At 73.9% G+C, this 20,662-nt stretch carries 21 protein-coding genes; 5 read left to right on the forward strand and 16 right to left on the reverse strand.

What is annotated here, in order from left to right; genetic code table 11:
* The first annotated feature begins 91 nt into the window (after positions 1-91).
* Positions 92-1,144 (forward strand): hypothetical protein, encoded by a 1,053-nt coding sequence (locus ACERUJ_RS11745; protein ID WP_370248719.1) that lies wholly within the window; start codon positions 92-94, stop codon positions 1,142-1,144.
* Positions 1,145-1,198: 54 nt separating this feature from the next.
* On the opposite strand, the gene ACERUJ_RS11750 is transcribed toward ACERUJ_RS11745, so the two are convergent.
* The 6 genes from ACERUJ_RS11750 to ACERUJ_RS11775 all read right to left on the reverse strand — a co-directional run bounded on the left by ACERUJ_RS11750 (position 1,199) and on the right by ACERUJ_RS11775 (position 7,720).
* Positions 1,199-1,564 carry a hypothetical protein gene (locus ACERUJ_RS11750; RefSeq protein ID WP_370248720.1) on the reverse strand — a complete coding sequence of 122 codons (366 nt, stop codon included), beginning with the start codon at positions 1,562-1,564 and terminating at the stop codon, positions 1,199-1,201.
* 52 nt (positions 1,565-1,616) lie between these two features.
* Positions 1,617-2,462: a GNAT family N-acetyltransferase gene (locus ACERUJ_RS11755; RefSeq protein ID WP_370248721.1), complete on the reverse strand. Its 846-nt coding sequence runs from the start codon at positions 2,460-2,462 to the stop codon at positions 1,617-1,619.
* Positions 2,463-2,522: 60 nt separating this feature from the next.
* Complete coding sequence (gene ispG / locus ACERUJ_RS11760) at positions 2,523-3,674, reverse strand: flavodoxin-dependent (E)-4-hydroxy-3-methylbut-2-enyl-diphosphate synthase (RefSeq protein WP_370248722.1); 1,152 nt, start codon at positions 3,672-3,674, stop codon at positions 2,523-2,525.
* Between the two features lie 67 nt (positions 3,675-3,741).
* Positions 3,742-5,103, reverse strand: coding sequence for an RIP metalloprotease (locus ACERUJ_RS11765; RefSeq protein ID WP_370248723.1), 1,362 nt, complete (start codon positions 5,101-5,103; stop codon positions 3,742-3,744).
* A 14-nt stretch (positions 5,104-5,117) separates the two neighbouring features.
* Positions 5,118-6,221: a 1-deoxy-D-xylulose-5-phosphate reductoisomerase gene (locus ACERUJ_RS11770; protein WP_370248724.1), complete on the reverse strand. Its 1,104-nt coding sequence runs from the start codon at positions 6,219-6,221 to the stop codon at positions 5,118-5,120.
* A gap of 32 nt (positions 6,222-6,253) precedes the next feature.
* The gene (locus ACERUJ_RS11775; protein ID WP_370248725.1) at positions 6,254-7,720 is read right to left on the reverse strand and encodes a M1 family metallopeptidase; all 1,467 of its coding nucleotides are present in this window, start codon (positions 7,718-7,720) and stop codon (positions 6,254-6,256) included.
* Between the two features lie 104 nt (positions 7,721-7,824).
* Here ACERUJ_RS11775 and ACERUJ_RS11780 point away from each other — a divergent pair, with 104 nt between their 5' ends.
* The 3 genes from ACERUJ_RS11780 to ACERUJ_RS11790 all read left to right on the forward strand — a co-directional run bounded on the left by ACERUJ_RS11780 (position 7,825) and on the right by ACERUJ_RS11790 (position 11,437).
* Positions 7,825-9,192 carry a rhodanese-like domain-containing protein gene (locus ACERUJ_RS11780; protein ID WP_370248726.1) on the forward strand — a complete coding sequence of 456 codons (1,368 nt, stop codon included), beginning with the start codon at positions 7,825-7,827 and terminating at the stop codon, positions 9,190-9,192.
* A 171-nt stretch (positions 9,193-9,363) separates the two neighbouring features.
* A complete protein-coding gene (locus tag ACERUJ_RS11785) occupies positions 9,364-10,260 on the forward strand; it encodes a serine protein kinase RIO (protein ID WP_370248727.1) in 897 nt (298 codons plus the stop codon).
* 46 nt (positions 10,261-10,306) lie between these two features.
* The gene (locus ACERUJ_RS11790; protein WP_370248728.1) at positions 10,307-11,437 is read left to right on the forward strand and encodes an LOG family protein; all 1,131 of its coding nucleotides are present in this window, start codon (positions 10,307-10,309) and stop codon (positions 11,435-11,437) included.
* Here the strand turns inward: ACERUJ_RS11790 and ACERUJ_RS11795 are convergent.
* From ACERUJ_RS11795 to rpsB, 10 genes are all read right to left on the reverse strand, one after another.
* The gene (locus tag ACERUJ_RS11795) at positions 11,427-12,620 is read right to left on the reverse strand and encodes a glycosyltransferase family 4 protein (protein ID WP_370248729.1); all 1,194 of its coding nucleotides are present in this window, start codon (positions 12,618-12,620) and stop codon (positions 11,427-11,429) included. The genes ACERUJ_RS11790 and ACERUJ_RS11795 overlap by 11 nt on opposite strands.
* Before the next feature lie 91 nt (positions 12,621-12,711).
* Positions 12,712-13,071 carry a hypothetical protein gene (locus ACERUJ_RS11800; protein WP_370248730.1) on the reverse strand — a complete coding sequence of 120 codons (360 nt, stop codon included), beginning with the start codon at positions 13,069-13,071 and terminating at the stop codon, positions 12,712-12,714.
* Positions 13,072-13,171: 100 nt separating this feature from the next.
* Positions 13,172-14,302, reverse strand: coding sequence for a 23S rRNA (adenine(2503)-C(2))-methyltransferase RlmN (gene rlmN / locus ACERUJ_RS11805; RefSeq protein WP_370248731.1), 1,131 nt, complete (start codon positions 14,300-14,302; stop codon positions 13,172-13,174).
* 64 nt (positions 14,303-14,366) lie between these two features.
* Complete coding sequence (locus ACERUJ_RS11810; RefSeq protein ID WP_370248732.1) at positions 14,367-14,726, reverse strand: hypothetical protein; 360 nt, start codon at positions 14,724-14,726, stop codon at positions 14,367-14,369.
* Positions 14,727-14,811: 85 nt separating this feature from the next.
* A complete protein-coding gene (locus ACERUJ_RS11815) occupies positions 14,812-15,360 on the reverse strand; it encodes a histidine phosphatase family protein (protein ID WP_370248733.1) in 549 nt (182 codons plus the stop codon).
* 4 nt (positions 15,361-15,364) lie between these two features.
* Entirely contained in the window at positions 15,365-16,234 is an 870-nt protein-coding gene (locus ACERUJ_RS11820; RefSeq protein ID WP_370248734.1) for a phosphatidate cytidylyltransferase, read from the reverse strand.
* A 33-nt stretch (positions 16,235-16,267) separates the two neighbouring features.
* Positions 16,268-16,822 carry a ribosome recycling factor gene (gene frr, locus ACERUJ_RS11825; RefSeq protein WP_370248895.1) on the reverse strand — a complete coding sequence of 185 codons (555 nt, stop codon included), beginning with the start codon at positions 16,820-16,822 and terminating at the stop codon, positions 16,268-16,270.
* Positions 16,823-16,905: 83 nt separating this feature from the next.
* Positions 16,906-17,619: a UMP kinase gene (gene pyrH, locus ACERUJ_RS11830; RefSeq protein WP_370248735.1), complete on the reverse strand. Its 714-nt coding sequence runs from the start codon at positions 17,617-17,619 to the stop codon at positions 16,906-16,908.
* A gap of 258 nt (positions 17,620-17,877) precedes the next feature.
* Entirely contained in the window at positions 17,878-18,687 is an 810-nt protein-coding gene (tsf, locus tag ACERUJ_RS11835; RefSeq protein WP_370248736.1) for a translation elongation factor Ts, read from the reverse strand.
* Positions 18,688-18,736: 49 nt separating this feature from the next.
* The gene (rpsB, locus tag ACERUJ_RS11840) at positions 18,737-19,612 is read right to left on the reverse strand and encodes a 30S ribosomal protein S2 (protein WP_370248737.1); all 876 of its coding nucleotides are present in this window, start codon (positions 19,610-19,612) and stop codon (positions 18,737-18,739) included.
* 400 nt (positions 19,613-20,012) lie between these two features.
* On the opposite strand from rpsB, the gene ACERUJ_RS11845 reads away from it, so the two are divergent.
* Positions 20,013-20,657 (forward strand): murein hydrolase activator EnvC, encoded by a 645-nt coding sequence (locus ACERUJ_RS11845; protein ID WP_370248738.1) that lies wholly within the window; start codon positions 20,013-20,015, stop codon positions 20,655-20,657.
* Positions 20,658-20,662: the final 5 nt, after the last annotated feature.

The following is a 20,662-nucleotide window of genomic DNA, read 5'->3' on the forward strand; positions in this document are numbered from 1 at the left end:
CGATCGGGTGACAACCATCCGGTTACCGGCGGCGTCTCCCCACTGACGCCCGGCACCCGCCGAGCGTCGGATCGAAGGAGAGGACCTCGTCATGAGGACGCACCCGACCCCGCGCCCGCGCCGCGCGCTGGCCACGGCCCTGGCGGGACTGGCCTGCCTGCCCGCCGCCGCGCTGCTCCCGCTCGGCGGTCTCTCGGACCCCGCCCACGCCGCCGCCCCCGCCGCCCCGACCGCCGCCCCGACCGTGAGGATCGAGCCGGGCGCGCTGGACCGCGGCCCCGCACCGGAGATCCCGCGCATCGTCGGGACGACCCTGGTGGACGGCGACGTGCGCATCCCGATCGAGGCGGAGTACGTGGGCCTGGTGGGGAGGCTGCCCGACGGGCAGTACCTCGTGACGACCAGCAGCGAGGGGGTCGGCACGCGCACGCTCCGGGTGGCGCCCGACGCCGACCCGGTCGTGCTGACCCGCCGGACCCCCGTCGACGTCGTCCGGCTGCGCAAGGAGACCGATCAGTTCGTCGTCGCCCGCTACCGCGCGGCCCGGCCCGGCGGTCGGGGCACCGCGACGGTCCAGGTGCGCTCGCTCACCGACGGCCGCGTCGTGGCCTCGACGGTGCTCGACGGCGGCGCCACCGTGCTGGACGCCGACCACGCCGGGGTGCTCCTCGGCGGCTTCGACCAGCCGCTGCGCCGCTGGGACCCCGAGACCGGGCGGGTGCGCGTGCTGCCCGGCGCGCGCAACGCCTACCGGGCCGACCTCACCGTCGACCGGATCGCCCGCTTCACCGCCGACCCCTACGACGGCGGCTGCACCGAGGTGTCGCTGGTCAGCGCCCCGACCGAGGTCGTGTGGCGGTCGTGCCGCGACGCCGTGATGTCGTGGTCGCCCGACGGCCGTCGGATGCTCACCGACCACAAGCTCACCGACGGCCTGGGCCCGAGCCGGATCGTCGAGCGGCGCGGCAACGGCGCCGTCATCGCGGTCTACGACGCCCAGGGGTTCTTCGAGTTCCCCGACTGGGAGGACGACGGCCGGCACTGGATCGTGGACGCCTACGGCGCCCGTCGTCACGCCGACGTGCGCTGCGGCGGCGGGGAGTGCGAGCGGGTGGGTCCCCTGCGCCGCAACGAGGGGCTCTGAGGCTCCTCCGGCCCCGAGGTCGGAGCAGGGCGCGGCGCGCCCCCGGGAGGCGGCTCAGTCCTCCCGGGTGGCGCGCAGCGCCATCCGGATCAGGGGCCACTGCAGGGGCAGACGCGCCAGGGCCGCGGCCGTGAAGGCGGGGTTGTCGCCCTTGACGGCGTCCACCGCCATCTGCACGTTGCCGGGGTAGACCCCCACGAGCAGGGCCACGCTCCCCCAGCCTGCGAGTCGGCGGGTGCGCGGGGCGGCGAGTCCGGCGGCGAGGGCGAGCTCGGCGACCCCGCTGCCGAGGATGACCTCGCGGTGGGCCGGCACCCAGGAGGGCATCAGCGGCTCGTACAGCTCGGGCTTGACGAGGTGGACGACGCCGGCCACGGCGAAGATCCCGGCGAGGGCGGTGACGCTGCGGGGTGCGGACATGTCCGCGATCCTAGGGTCCGACCCGCCGGGGCCGGGTCGGGGCCGGCGCCGGTCAGAACATCACGGTGGAGAAGCGGGCCGACTCGACGAACCCGACGCGGGCGTAGGTGCGCCGGGCCGCGTGGTTCCACTCGTTGACGTAGAGCGAGACGGTGGGCGCGATCTGGGTGCGCACGAGGTCGACCACCGCGGCCATGCCCTCGCTCGCCAGGCCCTCGCCGCGGCGGTCGGGCGGCACCCACACGCCCTGGATCTGGGCCGCGTACGGGGTGGCGCACGCGACCTCCGCCTTGAACACCAGCCGGCCGGCGTCGAAGCGGGCGAAGGACCAGCCGCGCGCGACCAGCTGGCTCACGCGGGCGCGGTAGAGGTCGGCGCTGCCCCCGGCCTCCGGCGACACCCCGACCTCCTCGGTGTACATCGCCACGCACGCCGGGTACAGCTCGGCCATGTCGTGACGGTCGGTGCGTCGCACCAGTGGGTCGGGCGCCACCGCGGGCGCGCCGGAGATCTCCAGGTGGGGCTGCTGCCAGCGGGCCTCGCGCGGGCGGCCCCACGCCCCGGCCACCTGGGTCCAGAAGGCGCGGACGGCGTCGTGGGGACCCACGATGGTGGTGGCCGAGCGGCTGCGGGTCAGCGCCTTCTCGGCGAAGGCGCGGGCGTCGTCGGGGGTGGCCTCGATCGGCACCAGGTTGGCCCCGACGTGGCAGGCCGCCACCAGCTCGCCGGCGTCGAAGCGGCCCCACATCTCCCCGCCGAGCCAGCGCGGCTCCAGGCTGGTGGTGCGGGCCCGGTGCACGCCGAAGACGTTGACGACGGGATGGCGGTTGGCGAGGGCGAGGAACGCCTCGAGATCCGGGGTCCCGAGGACCCGGACACCGTGGCGTGGGGCTGGCACCCGGCCAGCCTAGTGCGGTGCTCCGTCGGCCCACGCGAGCGGCCGAGGCGGGTCGGGTGTCTAGGAGACCGTGACCTCGGCGCCGCCGCCCTCGACCGGGGTCATCTCCTCGGCCAGGCGCAGCGCCTCCTCGATGAGCGTCTCCACGATCTGCGACTCCGGCACGGTCTTGATGACCTCGCCCTTGACGAAGATCTGCCCCTTGCCGTTGCCCGAGGCGACGCCGAGGTCGGCCTCACGGGCCTCGCCCGGTCCGTTGACGACGCAGCCCATGACGGCCACGCGCAGCGGCACCTCCAGGCCCTCGAGGCCCGCGGTGACCTGCTCGGCCAGCTTGTAGACGTCGACCTGTGCCCGCCCGCACGAGGGGCAGCTGACGATCTCCAGACGGCGGGGACGCAGGTTGAGCGACTCCAGGATCTGCAGCCCGACCTTGACCTCCTCCACCGGCGGGGCGCTGAGCGAGACCCGGATGGTGTCGCCGATGCCCTTGCTCAGCAGCGCACCGAAGGCGGTGGCGGACTTGATGGTGCCCTGGAACGCCGGCCCGGCCTCGGTGACGCCGAGGTGCAGCGGCCAGTCGCCACGCTCGGCGAGCAGCTCGTAGGCGCGCACCATCACGACGGGGTCGTTGTGCTTGACCGAGATCTTGAAGTCGCGGAAGCCGTGCTCCTCGAACAGGCTCGCCTCCCACACCGCGCTCTCGACCAGCGCCTCGGGCGTGGCCTTGCCGTACTTCTCCAGCAGCCGCTTGTCGAGGCTGCCGGCGTTGACGCCGATCCGGATCGAGGTGCCGCGGTCGGAGGCGGCCTTCGCGATCTCCTTGACCTGGTCGTCGAACTTCTTGATGTTGCCCGGGTTGACGCGGACCGCCGCACAGCCGGCGTCGATGGCGGCGAAGACGTATTTGGGCTGGAAGTGGATGTCGGCGATCACCGGGATGCCGGACTTGGTGGCGATCGCCGGCAGCGCGTCGGCGTCGTCCTGGCTCGGGCAGGCCACCCGCACGATGTCGCAGCCCGCCGCGGTGAGCTCGGCGATCTGCTGCAGCGTGGAGTTGACGTCGGCGGTGAGGGTGGTGGTCATCGACTGCACCGAGATCGGGTGGTCGCTGCCGACGCCGACCGAGCCCACCCGGATCTGGCGGGTGGGACGCCGGGGCGCGAGCACCGGCGGCGGGGCCGAGGGCATACCGAGGCTGATCGCGGTCATGCCTCGAATCTACCGTCGTCCCGGGCGCGTGGCGTGCCCGGCCGTCCGGCAGGGCCGTCGGGTGCGGCTACCCCTGCAGCGAGACGGGGACGACGAGGTCGCCGACGATCAGCACGACCCCCATCACCAGCAGCGCCACGCCCACCACGTAGGCGATCGGCAGCAGGCGGGCGGCGTCGACGTGTCCGGGGTCGGGACGGCGCCGCAGGCGCGCGATGCCGCGCCGCACGGCCTCCCACAGCGCACTGGCGATGTGGCCGCCGTCCAGGGGCAGCAGCGGCACGAAGTTGAGCACCCCGATGAACAGGTTGAACCCGGCGATGAGCGCCACCAGGCTCGCGATCTTGTCGCCGACCGGGAAGTCCTGCGCCGAGGCGGTCTCGCCGGCGAAGCGGCTGCCGCCCACGATGCTCACGGGGCTGTCGACGGCCCGCTCCTCCAGGCCCAGGATGGCCTTGCCGACGCCCACGACCTTGACCGGCAGCTCGACCAGCGACCGGATCGAGTCGACGGTCATGCCCCCGAGCTCGCGCAGGGTGTAGAGGGGGCCGCCGTACTCGGTGACCACCCGGGTGACCGGGGTGACGCCCAGGAAGCCGACCTCGCGCAGGGTGGCGTCGGAGTCGGGGTCGGGGCGCAGCTCGACGGTGGTGGAGGTGGTGGCGCTCAGCGGGCGGCCGTCGCGCTCGTAGTCGATGACCGCGCTGCCGTCGGCGTTGCCGCGGATCAGCTCGCGCAGCTGCTCCCAGGAAGTGACGGGGGTGCCGTTGAAGGCGGTGATGACGTCGCCCGGCTCGAGTCCGGCCCGCGCCGCCGGGCTGGGCGGATCGGCGTCGGTGCAGGCGCGCTCGGGGGCGGCGGCGTCGTAGGGGATCACGCAGGCCGAGACCTCGTCGACCACCGGCGGGCCCTCGGCCACCTCCACCGACTGCTGGCCGTAGAAGGCGAACAGGCCCCAGAAGAGGAAGAAGGCGATGAGCAGGTTGACCGTCGGCCCGCCCGCCATCACGATCACCTTCTTCCACCACGCCATGCGGTAGAACAGCCGGTCCTCGTCCTCGGGCCGCACGATCTCCCACTCCGCCGCGCGGGCGTCGGAGACCAGCTGGGTGAACAGGCCGGTGCTCGTGTCCCGCATCCGCGTGATCGGGCGCCCGTCGGGGCCCACGGGGGCGTCGACCTCGGCCGGCGCGGGCGGGAGCATCCCGACGATCTTGACGTAGCCGCCCAGCGGGATCGCCTTGATGCCGTACTCGGTCTCGCCGCGCTGCCGGCTCCACAGCGTGGGCCCGAAGCCGATGAAGTACTGGGTCACCCGACCGCCGAAGCGCTTGGCCGGGATGAGGTGACCGAACTCGTGCAGGCCGATCGAGATCAGGATGGCCAGCACGAAGACGACCACACCCAGGGCGTAGTACAGAGCGGTCACGCGCGGTCTTCCGATCAGCTCGGGATCAACTGGTGGGCGTGGCGCCGGGCCCATGCGTCGGCCGCGAGCACGTCGTCGAGGGTGAGCGCCGCCTCCGAGCCTACGTCGTGGGCGGCGAGGACCTCCCCCACCGTGTCGACGATGCCGGGGAACGGCAGCCGACCGGCGTGGAAGGCCGCGACGCACTCCTCGTTGGCGGCGTTGTAGACCGCGGGGGCCGTGCCGCCGCGCGTGCCGGCCTGCCGGGCCAGGGTGATCGCGGGGAACGCGGCGTCGTCGACCGGCTCGAAGCGCCAGTCGGCGGCCCGGGTCCAGTCGATCGGCGTCTCGACGTCGGGCACCCGGTGCGGCCAGCCCATCCCCAGGGCGATGGGCACCGCCATCGTGGGCAGGCCGAGCTGGGCCACCACCGCGCCGTCCACGAACTCGACCATCGAGTGGATGTACTGCTGAGGGTGCACCACCACGTCGATCCGGTCGTAGGGCACGTCGAAGAGCAGGTGGGCCTCGATGACCTCCAGGCCCTTGTTCACCAAGGTGGCGGAGTTGGTCGTGATCACCGGACCCATCGCGAAGTTCGGGTGGGCCAGGGCCTGCGCGGGCGTCACCCGGGCGAGGTCCGCGCGACCACGGCCCCGGAACGGGCCGCCGCTGGCGGTGAGCACCAGGCGCCGCACCTCGCCCCGGTCGCCCGCCAGCAGGCTCTGGGCGATCGCGCTGTGCTCGCTGTCCACCGGCACGATGCGGCCGGGCGCCGCGACCGCCTTCACCAGCGGCCCCCCGATGATCAGCGACTCCTTGTTGGCGAGGGCGAGCGTGCTGCCGGCCTCGAGCGCCGCGAGGGTCGGCCGCAGGCCGACGGCACCGGTGATGCCGGTGAGCACGACGTCGCAGGGCAGGCTCGCGGCCTCGATCGCGGCCTGCTCCCCCGTGCCGTGCAGCCGCGGGGCGAACTCCGCCACCTGGGCCGCGAACAGGTCGGGCCGCCCGCCACCGGCGGCGAGGCCGACGACGCGGAACCGGTCGGGATGGGCCCGCACGATGTCGAGGGCCTGGGTGCCGATGGATCCGGTCGATCCCAGGACGACGACGTCGCGGCGCGGCGGTGCGGAGCTCACCGCAGCAGTGTCCCAGCCGGGCTCGGCGGGGCCTACTTCAGGCCGTTGGCGCGGGTGCGGTCCGGCGGGCGCGGAGCCTGCAGCCAGGCGCGGAAGAACCGGTCGAGGGAGCGGTCCGAGACCTGCTCGGCGAGCTGGCGGAAGGCCGGCACCGTGCCGAGGCCGTCGCGCCGCTGGGTGGCCCACGTGCGCAGGATCCGCCAGAAGTCGCCGTCGCCGACCACGCGCCGCAGCGCCTGGAGCGCCATCCCGCCGCGGTTGTAGACCGCGGAGGAGAAGATCCGGTCGCGGCCGGGGTCGGTGAGGTCGATCTCCCAGAAGCCGAACAGGTCCCGGGAGCGCCCGTAGGTGTCGCGCAGCCACTGCTGGGCGCTCGGCCCGCCGTGGCGCTCGGCGTAGGCGGCCTCCATGAAGGTCGCGAAGCCCTCGTTGAGCCAGATGTCGCGCCAGCGCGCGACCGCGACGGAGTCGCCGAACCACTGGTGGGCCAGCTCGTGCACCAGCAGCGAGACGTCGCCGCCGAGGCTCGCGGGGTAGGTCGGGCGGGTCTGGTTCTCCAGGGCGAACCCGACGGGCAGGGAGGTGACCAGGCCGCCGGTGGACTCGAACGGGTAGGGCCCGAGCCGGCGCTGCAGCCAGGCCGTGACCTCCGGGGTCTCGGCCAGCGTGCGCCACGCGCTCTCGCGCACGGTGGGGGGCAGCTCGCGCGAGACGGCGCCGTAGAACGGCAGGCCTGCGCGGGTGCTCGTGCGCACGTCGTAGCGCCCGAGGGCGAAGAAGGCGAGGTAGGTGGCCATCGGCGAGGTGGAGCGCCAGTGCGTGGTGGCGAGGTCGCCCTCGACGGTGCGGTCGACGAGCAGCCCGTTGGCGACCGCCTGCGCCTCGGCGTCGCCGGTGACGGTGATGTCGAAGCGGGCCTTGTCGGAGGGGTGGTCGTTGGCCGGGAACCACCACGGCGCCATGTGCGGCTGGTTCATGGCGACGACCTCGGCGTCGTCGGCCAGCCAGTTGCTCTCCCCCGCGTACTCGTACTCCGCCGGCCGCCCGCCGTAGGCGACCCGCACCTCGACGCTCGTCCCGCGCGCCAGCGGGGTGGCCGGGGTGATCCGCAGCTCGTGCGGGTCCGGGCGGCTGAACGCGGCGGGCTCGCCGTCGATGCTCACCGAGGTGGCGGGCAGCAGCAGGTCCAGCTGGAAGCGGCTCAGGTCGCGGGTGGGGCGCAGGGTGAGCGTGGTGACGCCGTCGAGGTGGCCGCTGGCGAGGCTGTAGCCGATCGCGACGTCGTAGTGGAGCACGTCGATGCCGCCGTTGCCGTCCAGCGGCCAGTACGGGTCGCCGATGCCGGGGGCGCCCGCCACCGGCGCGCGTCGTCCCTGGGAGGCCGGGGCGGCGTCCGTGGCCGGTGCGAGGAACGGCAGGGGTGCGAGCACGGTCGCGAGCAGCGCCAGGGGCACCAGCCGGCTCCGCGGGACGGACCGGCGCAGGCGGGACGGGATCACCGCTGCAACCTACCCCGCGCCGGGCGCGCCGGCACCGGAACCGGCGGGGCCGCCCGATCTTTGCGCTATTATCTCGACTGACTTGATCTACTTAAGGAGTCCGCATGGAGGTCGTGCCCATCCCGGTGCCGAGCCTGGGCAACCGTGCCCACCTGGTGCACGACGGCCAGGTCGGGATCGTGATCGACCCGCCACGTGACGTGCGCTGGGCGGAGGAGGCGGCCGAGCGCGCCGGGGTCGACCTCGTCGCGGTCGCCGACACCCACATCCACAACGACTACGTGTCCGGCGCCCTGACGCTCGCCCGGCGGCACGGCGCCGACTACCTGCTCTCGGCCGACGAGCCGGTGCGCTTCGAGCGCCTCGGGGTGCGCGCGCCCGACGTGCTCGGCTACGGCAGACTGCGGATCCAGGTGCTCGACACCCCGGGCCACACCCGGCACCACCAGTCCTTCCTGCTGACCCCGGCACCCGGGACCGCCGCCCCGGGCGCCCCGCCCGCGGCCCTGCTCAGCGGCGGGTCGATGCTCCTCGGCACGGTGGGACGCACCGACCTCGTCGATCCGCGCCTGGCCGCCCACCTCGCGGCCGCGCAGTGGCGCAGCGTGCGCGCCCAGGCCGCCCTGGACCCGCGCACGCTGCTGCTGCCCACGCACGGCTTCGGCAGCTTCTGCAGCAGCCGGCCCGTCACGCCCGCCGAGGCCGACGACGGCACCCTCCCGACGCTGGGCGACCAGCGCGACCACCCCGCCCTGCACCTGGACAAGGAGACCTTCGTGACCGACCTGCTCGCGGGCCTGGGCCCGATCCCGACCTACTACCAGCACATGGACCCCGCCAACCGCGCGGGCGCCGGCTCCCCCGCGCCGGCCCGGCGCGTCACCGCCGAGCAGGTCGCCGACGCCGTCCTGAGCGGATCGTGGGTGGTCGACCTGCGCCGCAGCGAGGCGTTCGCGGCCGGCCACCTGCCCGGGAGCGTGAACATCGGCTACAGCGACCAGTTCGCCACCTACGTCGGCTGGTTGGTGCCGTGGGGCGACGACATCGTGCTGCTCACCGACTCCCCCGACCTGCTCGCCCCGGCCCTGCGCGACCTCGCCCGGATCGGGATCGACGGCGTGGGCGCCCACGTCGTGCCGGACGCCGCCCCGCTGACCGCGACGCTGCGCCGCGCCGACTGGGCCGAGTACCGCCGGGTCAGCCAGGAGCGGGAGCCGATCGTGGTCGACGTGCGCCAGGCCGACGAGTACGCCGCCGCGCACCTGCCCGGCGCCGTCCACCTGCCGGTGCAGGACGTCGAGCGCGCCGCCGCCACCCTGCCGGCGGGTGAGATCTGGGTGCACTGCCGCTCGGGCTACCGCGCCGGCATCGCGGCCAGCCTGCTGCACCGCATGGGCCGCGACGTCGTGCACATCGACGACGCCTGGGAGCACGCCGAGCGGCTGCGCCTGCCCGGCACCGCCGCCGCCTGACCCGCGGAAATCCGGTGGCGCGACCCGGAGGAGCCCCGCCACACTGACAGCGGTCCGCGAGGACCCGACGACCGCGGCATCCGGCCCGGCGCCGCACCGAGAGGAGCGTGACATGTCCATGACTGTCCACGGCCTGCCCGCCGTCCACCCCTCTCGCGAAAGCAGCACCGCATGTCCTCATCCGCGCCGCACGGCGCCTCGGAGCGCCCCGACCTGCCCGACCTGATCGACCTGCCCGACCTGATCGACCACGCCGGGATCCTCGACTCCTGGCGCACCTACGACGACCTCGCCGACGGTCAGCGCTGGTCCACCTGGGCCGGCGTCGAGCCCCTGTGCCGCGGCCCCGAGCCCCGACCCGACTGGGTCGTGACCTCCCAGGGCGCCATTGACACCGAGCTCGGCATCCTCAAGACCGGCAAGGAGGCCGACGTCCACCTCCTCGAGCGCGCCGACCCGCACGATCCCGGCGGCGGGGTGGTGATGGCCGCCAAGCGCTACCGCTCCACCGAGCACCGCAGCTTCCACCGCGCCGCTGCTTACACCGAGGGCCGCTCGGTGAAGCGCTCACGCGACGAGCGCGCCCTCAAGCGCAAGTCCACCTGGGGCCGCCAGGTGGCGGCCGGGGAGTGGGCCGTCTCGGAGTGGAACGCCCTGGTGCGCTGCTGGAACCTGGGGCTGCCCGTGCCGTACCCGGTGCAGATCGACGGCACGGAGCTGCTCCTGGAGTGGATCAGCCACGACGGCGAGACCGCCCCGCGGCTGGCGCAGACCCGCCCGGCCCCCGACCTGCTGGCGCACTACTACGAGCAGCTGCGCGACGCCCTGGTGATGCTCGTGCGCGAGGGGCTGGTGCACGGCGACCTGTCGGCCTACAACGTGCTGGCCGCCGGCGACCGGCTGGTGCTGATCGACCTGCCGCAGATCGTGGACCTCGCCGGCAACGTCGCCGGACTGGACTTCCTGCAGCGCGACTGCGTGAACATCTGCGGGTGGTTCCGGCAGCGGGGCCTGGAGCACGCCGACGGCGACGCGCTGTTCGCCGACCTGCTGGCCCACGCCTGGTGACGGGCTGACGACCGGCTGACGACCGGGGGCCGGGCACACTCGGGACATGCACGGCACCCGAGGACGGCCGGTCCGGATCAGCAGCGGCGAGGAGCTGGCGCAGCGACTCGACGCCGCGCCCGCAGCACAGGTCGACGCCGCCACCTGGCAGGTGAGCGGCGTCGACCTCGCCCCGCTGGCCGACCGGCTGCTGGGCCAGCGTCTCGAGGGCACCACGTTCCTCGGCTGTCCCGGCGACGACGACCTGCTCACGGCGCTGCGGGCCGCGGGCGCGCTCGTGCTGCCCGTGCCCGCGGGCGTGCCGCTGGATCCCGACCGGCGCGAGCTGTACACCCCCGCGGAGCTCTACGACGGGCCGGAGTACCCCGCCTACCCCGAGACCCTCGACGCCCGCGTGTACGCCTGGACCCAGCAGCCCCGCGACCGGGACGCCACCCGGGTCGCCGCGCTGCACGACCACGGGATCGACGAGGCGTTGCGGGCCTGGGCGGCCCCCCGCCGCTTGGTCGGGGTGATGGGCGGCCACGCCGCCGAGCGCGGGACGCCCGGCTACCGCGAGGCCGCGCTGCTCGGTGCCGCCGTGGCGCGCACCGGTGCGGTCGTGGCCACCGGCGGCGGGCCGGGGGCGATGGAGGCCGCGTCGCTGGGAGCGCGGCTCGGCTCACTCGACGAGACCGACGCCGCCGCGCGCCTCGACGACGTCCTGGCCCACCTGGCGCCGGTGCCGTCCTTCCGTCCCTCGATCGAGGCGTGGGCGGTGGCGGGCCGGGCGGCGCGGGCGGCGCTGGACGACGTGCCGCCGGGCCCCGGCGTCGTCGGCATCCCGACGTGGTTCTACGGCCACGAGCCCCCGCACGTGATGGCCGACGTGGTGGCCAAGTACGTCAGCAACGCGGTGCGCGAGGCCGTGCTGGTGGAGCTGTGCACGGCCGGCATCGTGGTGCTGCCGGGCGCGGCCGGCACCGTGCAGGAGATCTTCCAGGACGCGTGCGAGGGCTACTACAGCAGCGGCGACACCGCGGACGTGCCACCGCTGGTGCTGCTCGGCCGCGAGTACTGGACGCGCACGCTGCCCGCCTGGCCGCTGCTGGAGGCGCTGGGGCGGGGGCGGGCGTTCGGCGAGCGGATCGCGGTGGTCGACACGATCGCCGAGGCGATCGCCGTCCTCACGCGCTGAGGCGCACCGCCTCGCCGCCGATCACCGCGCGGTAGTGCTCCACCAGCGCGGCGTTGACGGCGTCCCACCCGCGCTCCATGACCGCGCGGCGGGCGAGGCGGCCCATCGTGAGTCGCCGATCGGGGTCCGAGGCCAGCGCGTCGACCGCCGCGGCCAGGGCCCGCCGCTGCCCCGGGGCGTAGAGCAGACCGGTGACGCCGTCGGCGACGACGTCGATCGGTCCGCCGGCCCGGGGCGCGACGACCGGCACGCCCGAGGCGAGCGCTTCCTGGGCGGACTGGCAGTAGGTCTCGAAGCGGCCCGTGTGCACGAACAGGTCCAGGGAGGCGTAGGCCCGACCGAGGTCGTCGCCGTGGAGCAGGCCGGTGAAGTGGGCCTCGGGCAGCAGCGCGCGCAGCCGCGCCTCCTCGGGACCGGTCCCGACGACGACGAGCCGGTAGCGCGGGTCGTCGGCCAGGGCCGTGAGCAGGTCCAGCTCCTTCTCCGGCGCGAGCCGGCCGATGTAGCCGACGAGCAACCGCTCCTGCTGGTCACCGAGGAGCGCGGCACGCCACCGCTCGTCGCGGCGGCCGGGGTGGAACTGCGCGAGGTCCACGCCGCGGGGCCACAGGTGACAGCCGGGCACCGCGAGGTCCGCCAGCTGGGCGAGGCTCGCGGTGGAGGGGGCCAGGGTGCGGTCCACCCGGGTGTGGATCCGCCGGGTGAGCGAGGCGGCGGCCCGGGCACCGCCGGGCAGGTCGTAACGCTCGGCGAAACCCACCAGGTCGGTCTGGTAGATCGCGACGCTGGGCACACCGAGCTCGGCGGCGACCTTGGCGGCCTGGTAGCCGAGGGTCGCGGGCGAGGCGATGTGCACGACGTCGGGTCGCACCTGGGCGAAGATCTGCCGCAGTCGACGACGCGACTCAAGGCCGATCTTGAAGTCCCGGTAGAAGGGCAGCGCCGCACCGCGGGCGTGCCGCACCGGGAAGCCGGCGTAGGTCTCGGGTCCGGTCGGGGCGACCAGCACCGCGTCGTGACCCTCGCGCGCCAGGTGCTCCAGCACCCGTCGCACGGAGTTGGTGACGCCGTTGATCTGCGGGAGGAACGACTCCGCGACCACCAGCACGGTGAGGCGGTCGCCGGGTCGTTCGCCCGTGCGGGCGGGGGTGGGGGTCTGCGGGAGCGGGATGACCTGCGCCATGACCGCGACGCTAGGGACGTCGGCGTACGCGACGCCCCGCTCCCGGTGGCGCGCCGATGAACGTCGGATGGCGGCCCCGACCGGGCCGGGGTCAGCCGGCGGCGCCGGCGCGCACCTGCTCGAGGGCGTCGCGCCACGCGAGGGTGGTGCGTCGGGCCTGGCCGGTGTACATCGGGATCAGCATCCCGATGCCGAGCAGCAGGCCCCAGGCGAGCTTGCGGCCCACCGTGATGAACTCCAGCCCGACCTTGCCGAACGGCTCACCGGTGACCATCACCGCGCTGCCGCTCACCTTGACCCGCGTGATGGCCGCGGTCGGGAGGTTCGCCAGGATCGCCCCGTCGGCCCCCACCACCTCGAGGCGGTCGGGGTGCAGCGTGGCGGTGCATGCGCGGGGCCGCCCCACCGTGCCGGCGCGGTAGGTGGCGGTGGACTGCATCAGCACGGTCATGGGGAGATCTCCTCGTCAGGGCCGCCCGAGCGGGCCGGCGCCTGCACCCTAGGCGATCCGGCCGCAGGAGGGCGCCGGTTCCGGGAACCGCCCGCCGGCGCTACTCGGCGGCGGCGAGCTGCCCGCAGGCGCCGTCGATCTCGCGGCCCCGGGTGTCGCGGACGGTGGTGGGGATGCCGCGGGCCTCGAGCCGACGCACGAACTCGGCCTCGTCGGCGGGGTCGGAGGCGGTCCACTTGCTGCCGGGGGTCGGGTTGAGCGGGATCAGGTTGACGTGCACCCAGCCCCAGTCGCCGCGCATCAGGACGTCGGCGAGCAGGTCGGCGCGCCAGCCCTGGTCGTTGATGCCGCGCATCATGGCGTACTCGATGCTCACGCGCCGCTTGGTGGCCTGGGCGTAGTCGAAGGCGGCCTGCACGGTCTCCTCGACGCTGAACCGGGTGTTGATCGGCACCAGCTCGTTGCGCAGCTCGTCGTCGGGGGCGTGCAGGCTCAGCGCCAGGGTGACCGGGACGCCCTCCTCGGCGAGCTGCCGGATGCGGGGCACCAGACCGACGGTGGACACCGTCACGCCGCGGGCCGACATGCCGAGACCGTCGGGCGTGGGGTCGGTCAGACGCCGCACGGCCCCGACGACGGCCTTGTAGTTGGCCAGCGGCTCCCCCATGCCCATGAAGACCACGTTGGAGACCCGGCCGGGTCCACCGGGCACCTCGTCGCGCGCGAGGGCGCGGGCGCCGGCGAGCACCTGCTCCACGATCTCGGCGGTGCTCATGTTGCGCTGCAGACCGCCCTGGCCGGTGGCGCAGAACGGGCACGCCATGCCGCAGCCGGCCTGGCTGGAGACGCACATCGTGGCGCGACCGGGGTAGCGCATGAGAACCGACTCCACGAGCGCGCCGTCGAAGAGCCGCCACAGCGTCTTGCGCGTGGTGCCCGCGTCGGCCTCCATCGTGCGCACGGGCGTCATCAGGGGAGGAAGCAGGGCGCCCACGAGGTCGGCGCGCTGACCGGCGGGCAGGTCGGTCATCTGCTCGGCGTCGTCGACCAGCCGCCCGAAGTAGTGGTGCGAGAGCTGCTTGGCCCGGAACGCCGGCAGCCCGCGCTCGGCGAGCAGGGCGGCGCGTCCTGCCGGGTCGAGGTCGGCGAGGTGCACGGGCGGCTTGGCGCGCCCGCGGGGGGCCTCCATCACCAGGGGCAGCGGGCGTCGGGGCTCAGCAGAGTCGGACATAGCCGCTCCAGTCTGACAGCCGGGCGCCTCCGGCGCCCATCGGCGAGCGCGACCCGGCCCGGGCTCAGTCGTTGTTGATCAGCAGGTAGAGCGTGAGCGCCGCGGTGGCGCCGGCCACCACCGGGGTGATGAGCAGCCCGAAGAGCATGTAGCGCGCGAAGCGGCGGCTGCGCTCCCACACCATCAGCCCGGCGTCGATCACGAGCAGCGCCGCGATCGCGATCGCGAAGTACTGCGGGTTCTCGGTGAGGTCCAGGCCGATCAGGCGCAGCACCGCTCCGAGCGCCACCACGATGATCGAGACGAGCACCGTGCCGGTGAAGAACCCGGTGAGCGGGATGAAGACGGGGTGGTCGCGGCGCCACCAGCCACCGCGGTGCGCGGGCGCCGGCGTCTCGACGACACCCTCCTGATCGACCACCACGGGAGCGAGCGTAGCGCTCGGCGTGCGCCACGGGGCGCGATCCGACGGACGGACGCCCTGCCGGACGAACGGGGCGGGGCGGCGCTCAGACCTGCCAGACATCAGGGAGCGCGAGGGAGCGCCAGCGCGCGAGGACGCCCGGGTCGTGGAGGGCACGACCGGAGAGTCCGGCCTCGAGGGCGCACAGGGCGGTGCCGTGGCCCACGAGCACCAGCGGTGCGGTGCCGGCCAGGTCGTTCCGGGCCGCCGCGACCGTGGCGAGGACGCGCTCCTGACAGACGGCCAGGGGCTCCCACCCCGGCGCCGCGGGCTCCTCGGGCCGCGCGAACGCGGCGGCGACCCGCTCCTCGAAGTCCGGCCACCAGGTGGCGTCGCGGCGGTGCTCGGCCAGCCCCGGCAGCACCGCGACCGGGGCGTCGGTGAGCAGCTGCGCGGTCTGCTGGGCCTTGGGCTCCGGCGAGCAGCACCACACCGCACCGGCGGGCACGAGGGCGGCGACGCGCTCACGCAGGGCCCAGACGGCGTCGAAGCCGGCGGGGTCCAGGTCCCACTCCGAGGCCGCCACCCCGGGCACCGCCGTGGGGGCGCCGTGCCGGATCAGGGTCAGCGGCGGGTCGGGCACCGGTCGCGCCACGGCCTCAGAAGACCGCGTAGTGCAGGAGCAGCCAGATCGGGGCGGCCGTCGCCAGCAGCGAGTCGAGGCGGTCCATGAGGCCGCCGTGGCCCGGGATCACCCGGCTCATGTCCTTGATGCCGAGGTCGCGCTTCATCACCGACTCGCACAGGTCGCCCAGGGTGGCCATGACGACCGCGATCGCACCGAGCGCCAGCCCGACCCACCAGTCGCCGTCGGTGAGCCAGACGATGAGGGCGACGCCGGCGCCCATGCACGCCGCCGCGGAGCCGGCGAAGCCCTCCCAGGACTTCTTCGGCGAGATCACCGGCGCCATCGGGTGCCGACCGAACAGCACCCCGGCGGCGTAGCCCCCGATGTCGGAGGCGATCGTGACCAGGATGAAGATCAGGATGCCGGCCACGCCGTCGTCGTCGATGCCCCCGCCGGTGCCGCCGCCCTCGGCGAGCAGCAGCGCGACGAACGACCCCAGGAACGGGATGTAGATCAGGGTGAACACCGACGCCGTGGCGTTCTGGACGTAGCCGTCGATGCCGCGGCGCAGCAGCCACAGCATGATCACCAGCGCGGTGACGGCGGTGGCGGTGACCAGGGCGTCGGCACCCCAGAGGTAGGCGACGCTGACCATCACGACGCCGCCGATCATCAGCGGCTGTTCGGGCAGGTCGATGCCCTTGGCCATCAGGCCCTGGTGCAGCTCCCAGACCGCCACGACCACCGCCAGGACGACGATGAGCATGAACGCGGGCTTCCAGAAGGCCAGCGAGGCCGCGATCGCGCCGAGCAGCACGACCGCCGAGCCGACCGCGGCCTTGAGGTCGCGGCCGGCCCGACCGTGGTCCTTGGCCGGGGTGGCCTGCTCCGAGGTGGTCATGAGGGCGCCGTTGCCGTGCGAGCCGGGAGGTCCTCAGACCTCGAGCAGCTCGGCCTCCTTGTTCTTCAGCATCTCGTCGATGTGGTCGACGTGCTTCTTGGTGATGCCGTCGAGCCGCTTCTCGGCACCGGTGACGTCGTCCTTGCCGACCTCGCCGTCCTTCTCCAGCTTCTCCAGGGCCTGCTTGGCGGCGCGGCGCAGGTTGCGCACGGCGACGCGGCCGTCCTCGGCCTTGGCCTTGGTGATCTTGATGAAGTCCTTGCGGCGCTCCTCGGTGAGCTCGGGGAAGTTGCACCGCAGGGTCTTGCCGTCGTTGGAGGGGTTCACCCCGAGGTCGGAGTCGCGGATCGCGCGCTCGATGGAGCCCATCGCCCCGACGTCGTAGGGCGCGATGATGATCACCCGGGCCTCGGGCGCGGTGAAGGAGGCCAACTGCTGCAGCGGCGTGGCCGAGCCGTAGTAGTCGACCATGATCTTGCTGAACATGCTGGGGTGCGCCCGACCGGCCCGGACCGCGGCGAACTCCTCGCGGGTGGCCTCGACGGACTTCGCCATCTTGGCGTCGGCCTCGTTCAGGATGTCGTTGATCACGGTGGTGGTTCCTCGGGGTTCGACGCGCCGGGGGGCGCGCGGTGGCGGGGCTGTCGGGGGTGCGGGGGCGTCTCGCAGGCTCAGACGTCGCTGACGAGCGTTCCGATCCTCTCACCTGACACGATCCGGGCGAGGGAACCCTCGCTGCCGAGTCCGAAGACGACCAGCGGCATCCGGTTCTCCCGGGCGAGGGTGAAGGCGGTCTGGTCCATGATCCGCAGGCCGCGCTCGATCGCGTCGTCGTAGGTCAGGTGGTCGATCCGGGTCGCGGTGGGGTCCTTCTTCGGATCCGCGGTGTAGATGCCGTCCACGCCGTTCTTGTCGAACAGCACGGCGTCGCACTTGCTCTCCAGCGCGCGCTGCACCGAGACGGTGTCGGTGGAGAAGAACGGCATGCCCATGCCGGCGCCGAAGATGACGACCCGGCCCTTCTCCATGTGCCGGATGGCGCGCCGCGGGATGTAGGACTCCGCGACCTGCCCCATCGTGATGGCGGTCTGCACACGGGTCTCGATGCCGAGCTTCTCCACGAAGTCCTGCAGCGCCAGGCAGTTCATGACCGTGCCGAGCATGCCCATGTAGTCGGCACGGACGCGGTCCATGCCCTGCTGCTGCAGCTCGGCGCCACGGAAGAAGTTGCCACCGCCGATGACCACCGCGATCTGCACGCCGGCCTCGGTGACCGAGGCGATCTCACGGGCGATGGTCTGGACGACGCCGGGATCGACCCCGACGCCGCCACCCCCGAACACCTCTCCGGAGAGCTTGAGGAGCACGCGCTTGTAACCGGTCATGGTGTCCTTCCAGGGGGGTGGGGTCCGCGCCGAAGGCTACCGGCCGGTCCGGGGCCGTGCCGAGGCGGTCGGGGGCGGGCCGTCCGGACGAGGCGTGCGCCACGCCGTCGCGCTCATCGGCGCGCTCTCCAGTCCCTCACAGGCCCCACGGGCGCCACGCGAGCCTCACAGGAGCCTCACGGGGCGGTGACGACGACGGCCGCCGCGACCACGAGGGTCGCGGCGGCCGTCGTGCGGTCCGCGCGGGAGTCGGGTGCCTCAGGCACCGACCTCGAAGCGGGCGAAGCGGGTGATCGTGGTGCCGGCGGCGTCCAGGACCTGCTTGACCGACTTCTTGGCCTCGAAGACCGACTCCTGGTCGAGCAGGACGATCTCCTTGAAGAAGGCGCCGATGCGGCCCTCGACGATCTTGGCGACCGCGGCCTCGGGCTTGCCCTCCTCCAGGGTCTTCTTGGTGAGGACGTCGCGCTCGGCCGCGACGACGTCGGCCGGGACCTCGTCGCTGGTGAGGTACTGGGCCTTGAGCGCGGCGGCCTGCTGGGCGGCCTGCTTGGCCGCGGCCTCGTCACCCTCGAACTCGACGAGCACGCCGAGGGTCGGGGGCAGGTCGGAGGCCTTCTTGTGCAGGTAGACCGTGGTGGTGCCGGCGAAGTACGCGACCTGGCCGAGCTCGATCTTCTCGCCGATGGTGATGGCGAGGTCCTGCACGACCTCCCCGACGGTCTTGTCGCCCAGCGACACGGCCTTGAGGGCCTCGGCGTCGCCGATCTTGTGGGCGTCGGCGGCGGCGGCGATGTCGTTCGCAGCCTGGATGAACGCCTCGTTCTTGGCCACGAAGTCGGTCTCGGCGAGCAGGCTGATGAGCGCGTTGCCCGAGGCGGCCACGAGGCCGGCCGAGGTCTGGCGCTCGGCGCCGCGGGCGGCCGCCTTGGCGGCACCCTTGACGCGCAGCAGCTCGACGGCCTTGTCGAAGTCGCCCTCGCTCTCGTCGAGCGCCTTCTTGCAGTCCATCATGCCGGCCTGGGTCAGCTCGCGGAGCTTCTTCACATCAGCGGCGGTGTAAGCCATGAATGTCCCCTTCGGGTACGTCGGTACGTCGGTGTACGAGCGGAGAGGCTCAGGCCTCGGCGGTCTCGGCCGCGGGGGCCTCGACCTCGGCGGCGGGGGCCTCAGCAGCCGGGGCCTCGGCGGCGGGAGCCTCGGCAGCCGGGGCCTCGGCGGCGTCACCGGTGGTGAGCAGCTCGCGCTCCCACTCGGCCAGGGGCTCCTGGGCGGCCGGGGCGGCCTCGCCGGTGGCGGCACCGGAGCGGGCGATGAGGCCCTCGGCGACGGCGTCGGCGACCACGCGGGTCAGCAGGCCGACCGCACGGATGGCGTCGTCGTTGCCGGGGATCGGGAAGTCGACCTCGTCGGGGTCGCAGTTGGTGTCGAGGATGCCGATGATCGGGATCCGCAGCTTGCGGGCCTCCTCGATCGCCAGGTGCTCCTTCTTGGTGTCCACGACCCACACGGCCGAGGGCACGCGGGTCATCTCGCGGATACCGCCGAGGGTCTTCTCGAGCTTGTCGCGCTCCCGCTTCATCTGCAGGAGCTCCTTCTTGGTGCGGCCCGAGCCGGCGACGTTCTCGAAGTCGATCTCGTCGAGCTCCTTGAGGCGGTTGATCCGCTGGTGCACCGTGGTGAAGTTGGTGAGCATGCCGCCCAGCCAGCGCTGGTTGACGTAGGGCATCCCGACGCGGGTCGCCTGCTCGGCGATCGCCTCCTGGGCCTGCTTCTTGGTGCCGACGAACATGATCGTGCCGCCGCGCGCGACGGTCTCCTTGATGAAGGCGTAGGACCGGTCGATGTAGGCCAGCGACTGCTGCAGGTCGATGATGTAGATGCCGTTGCGCTCGGTCATGATGAAGCGCTTCATCTTCGGGTTCCAGCGACGGGTCTGGTGTCCGAAGTGCACGCCGCTCTCGAGCAGCTGGCGCATGGTGACGACTGCCATGGTGGTTCTCTTCTCCGTGGTGAGCCGGCCGCGGGTGCTCCGCGCGCGGGCCCGAGGGCCACGCACCGGCTCGGTTGCTGTGGTTGTCGTCGGCCGCGGCGCGACCGACCCTGACGCCCGCGACCGGCCCCACCCGGCGTGACCGGGACCTGCGGGACCAGCCCCGCGGCCTTCGGATCCGGTGGAGACCGGATCCGCCGCGGACTGAGGGCGTGCGAATTTCCCCACCCGGAGGCAGGGATGGGACCAGCGTAGTCGTGGACCGGCGCCACGAGCGAATCCGGCGCCGACCGCTCCCTCCCGGTCGCCCGGCCCTCCCCCGCGACCTCGGGGACGGCGTCGTCCCCAGGCGGGGCGCCGGCCGGTCCGACCGCGGCGATCCGGCCCCGATCCTGGGGCGATGTCCTCGCCTGCGAGCCGCGTCCTGCGGTGCGTCCTGCCGTCCCTGCTGCTCCTCGCCCCCGGCCCGGCCCTCGCCGAGGGTCGCGCCGCCACCGGAGCGGGGGTGTGGCCGCTGTCGCCGCCGGTGGTGCGGGCCGCCTTCATACCACCGGCGGGGGCCTACGGTGCCGGCCACCGCGGGGTCGACCTCGGGGGACGTCCGGGACAGCCGGTGCGGGCGGCCATGGCCGGCACCGTCACGTTCCGTGGCCAGGTGGCGGGACGCCCGGTGGTCGTGGTCGACCACGGCACCACCCGCACCACCTACGAACCCGTGGTCGCCGGGGTCGCCCGCGGCACCGCCGTCGGTGCGGGCGAGGTGATCGGCACCCTCACCACCCTGGGCTCGCACTGTGCGCCGGCCGCGTGCCTGCACTGGGGCTGGCGGCGCGGGGACGTGTACCTCGACCCGCTGCTGCTCCTGGGCGGGTGGACGGTCCGGCTGCTGCCCTGGGACGACGCCGCGCGTCCGCCCGCCGCGCCCGCTGCGCCCGCTGTACCTGCCGGGCCCGCCGGGCCGCCCGGGCCGGGGGTCACCGGCTCGGTGTCGGGCACGGCACGGACGGCGGGCCGGCTCGGCCTGTGGCTACGGGCCCGCTGGTGACGGGC

It is taken from the genome of Nocardioides sp. (genome assembly GCF_964228225.1).
Taxonomy (GTDB): Bacteria; Actinomycetota; Actinomycetes; order Propionibacteriales; family Nocardioidaceae; genus Nocardioides.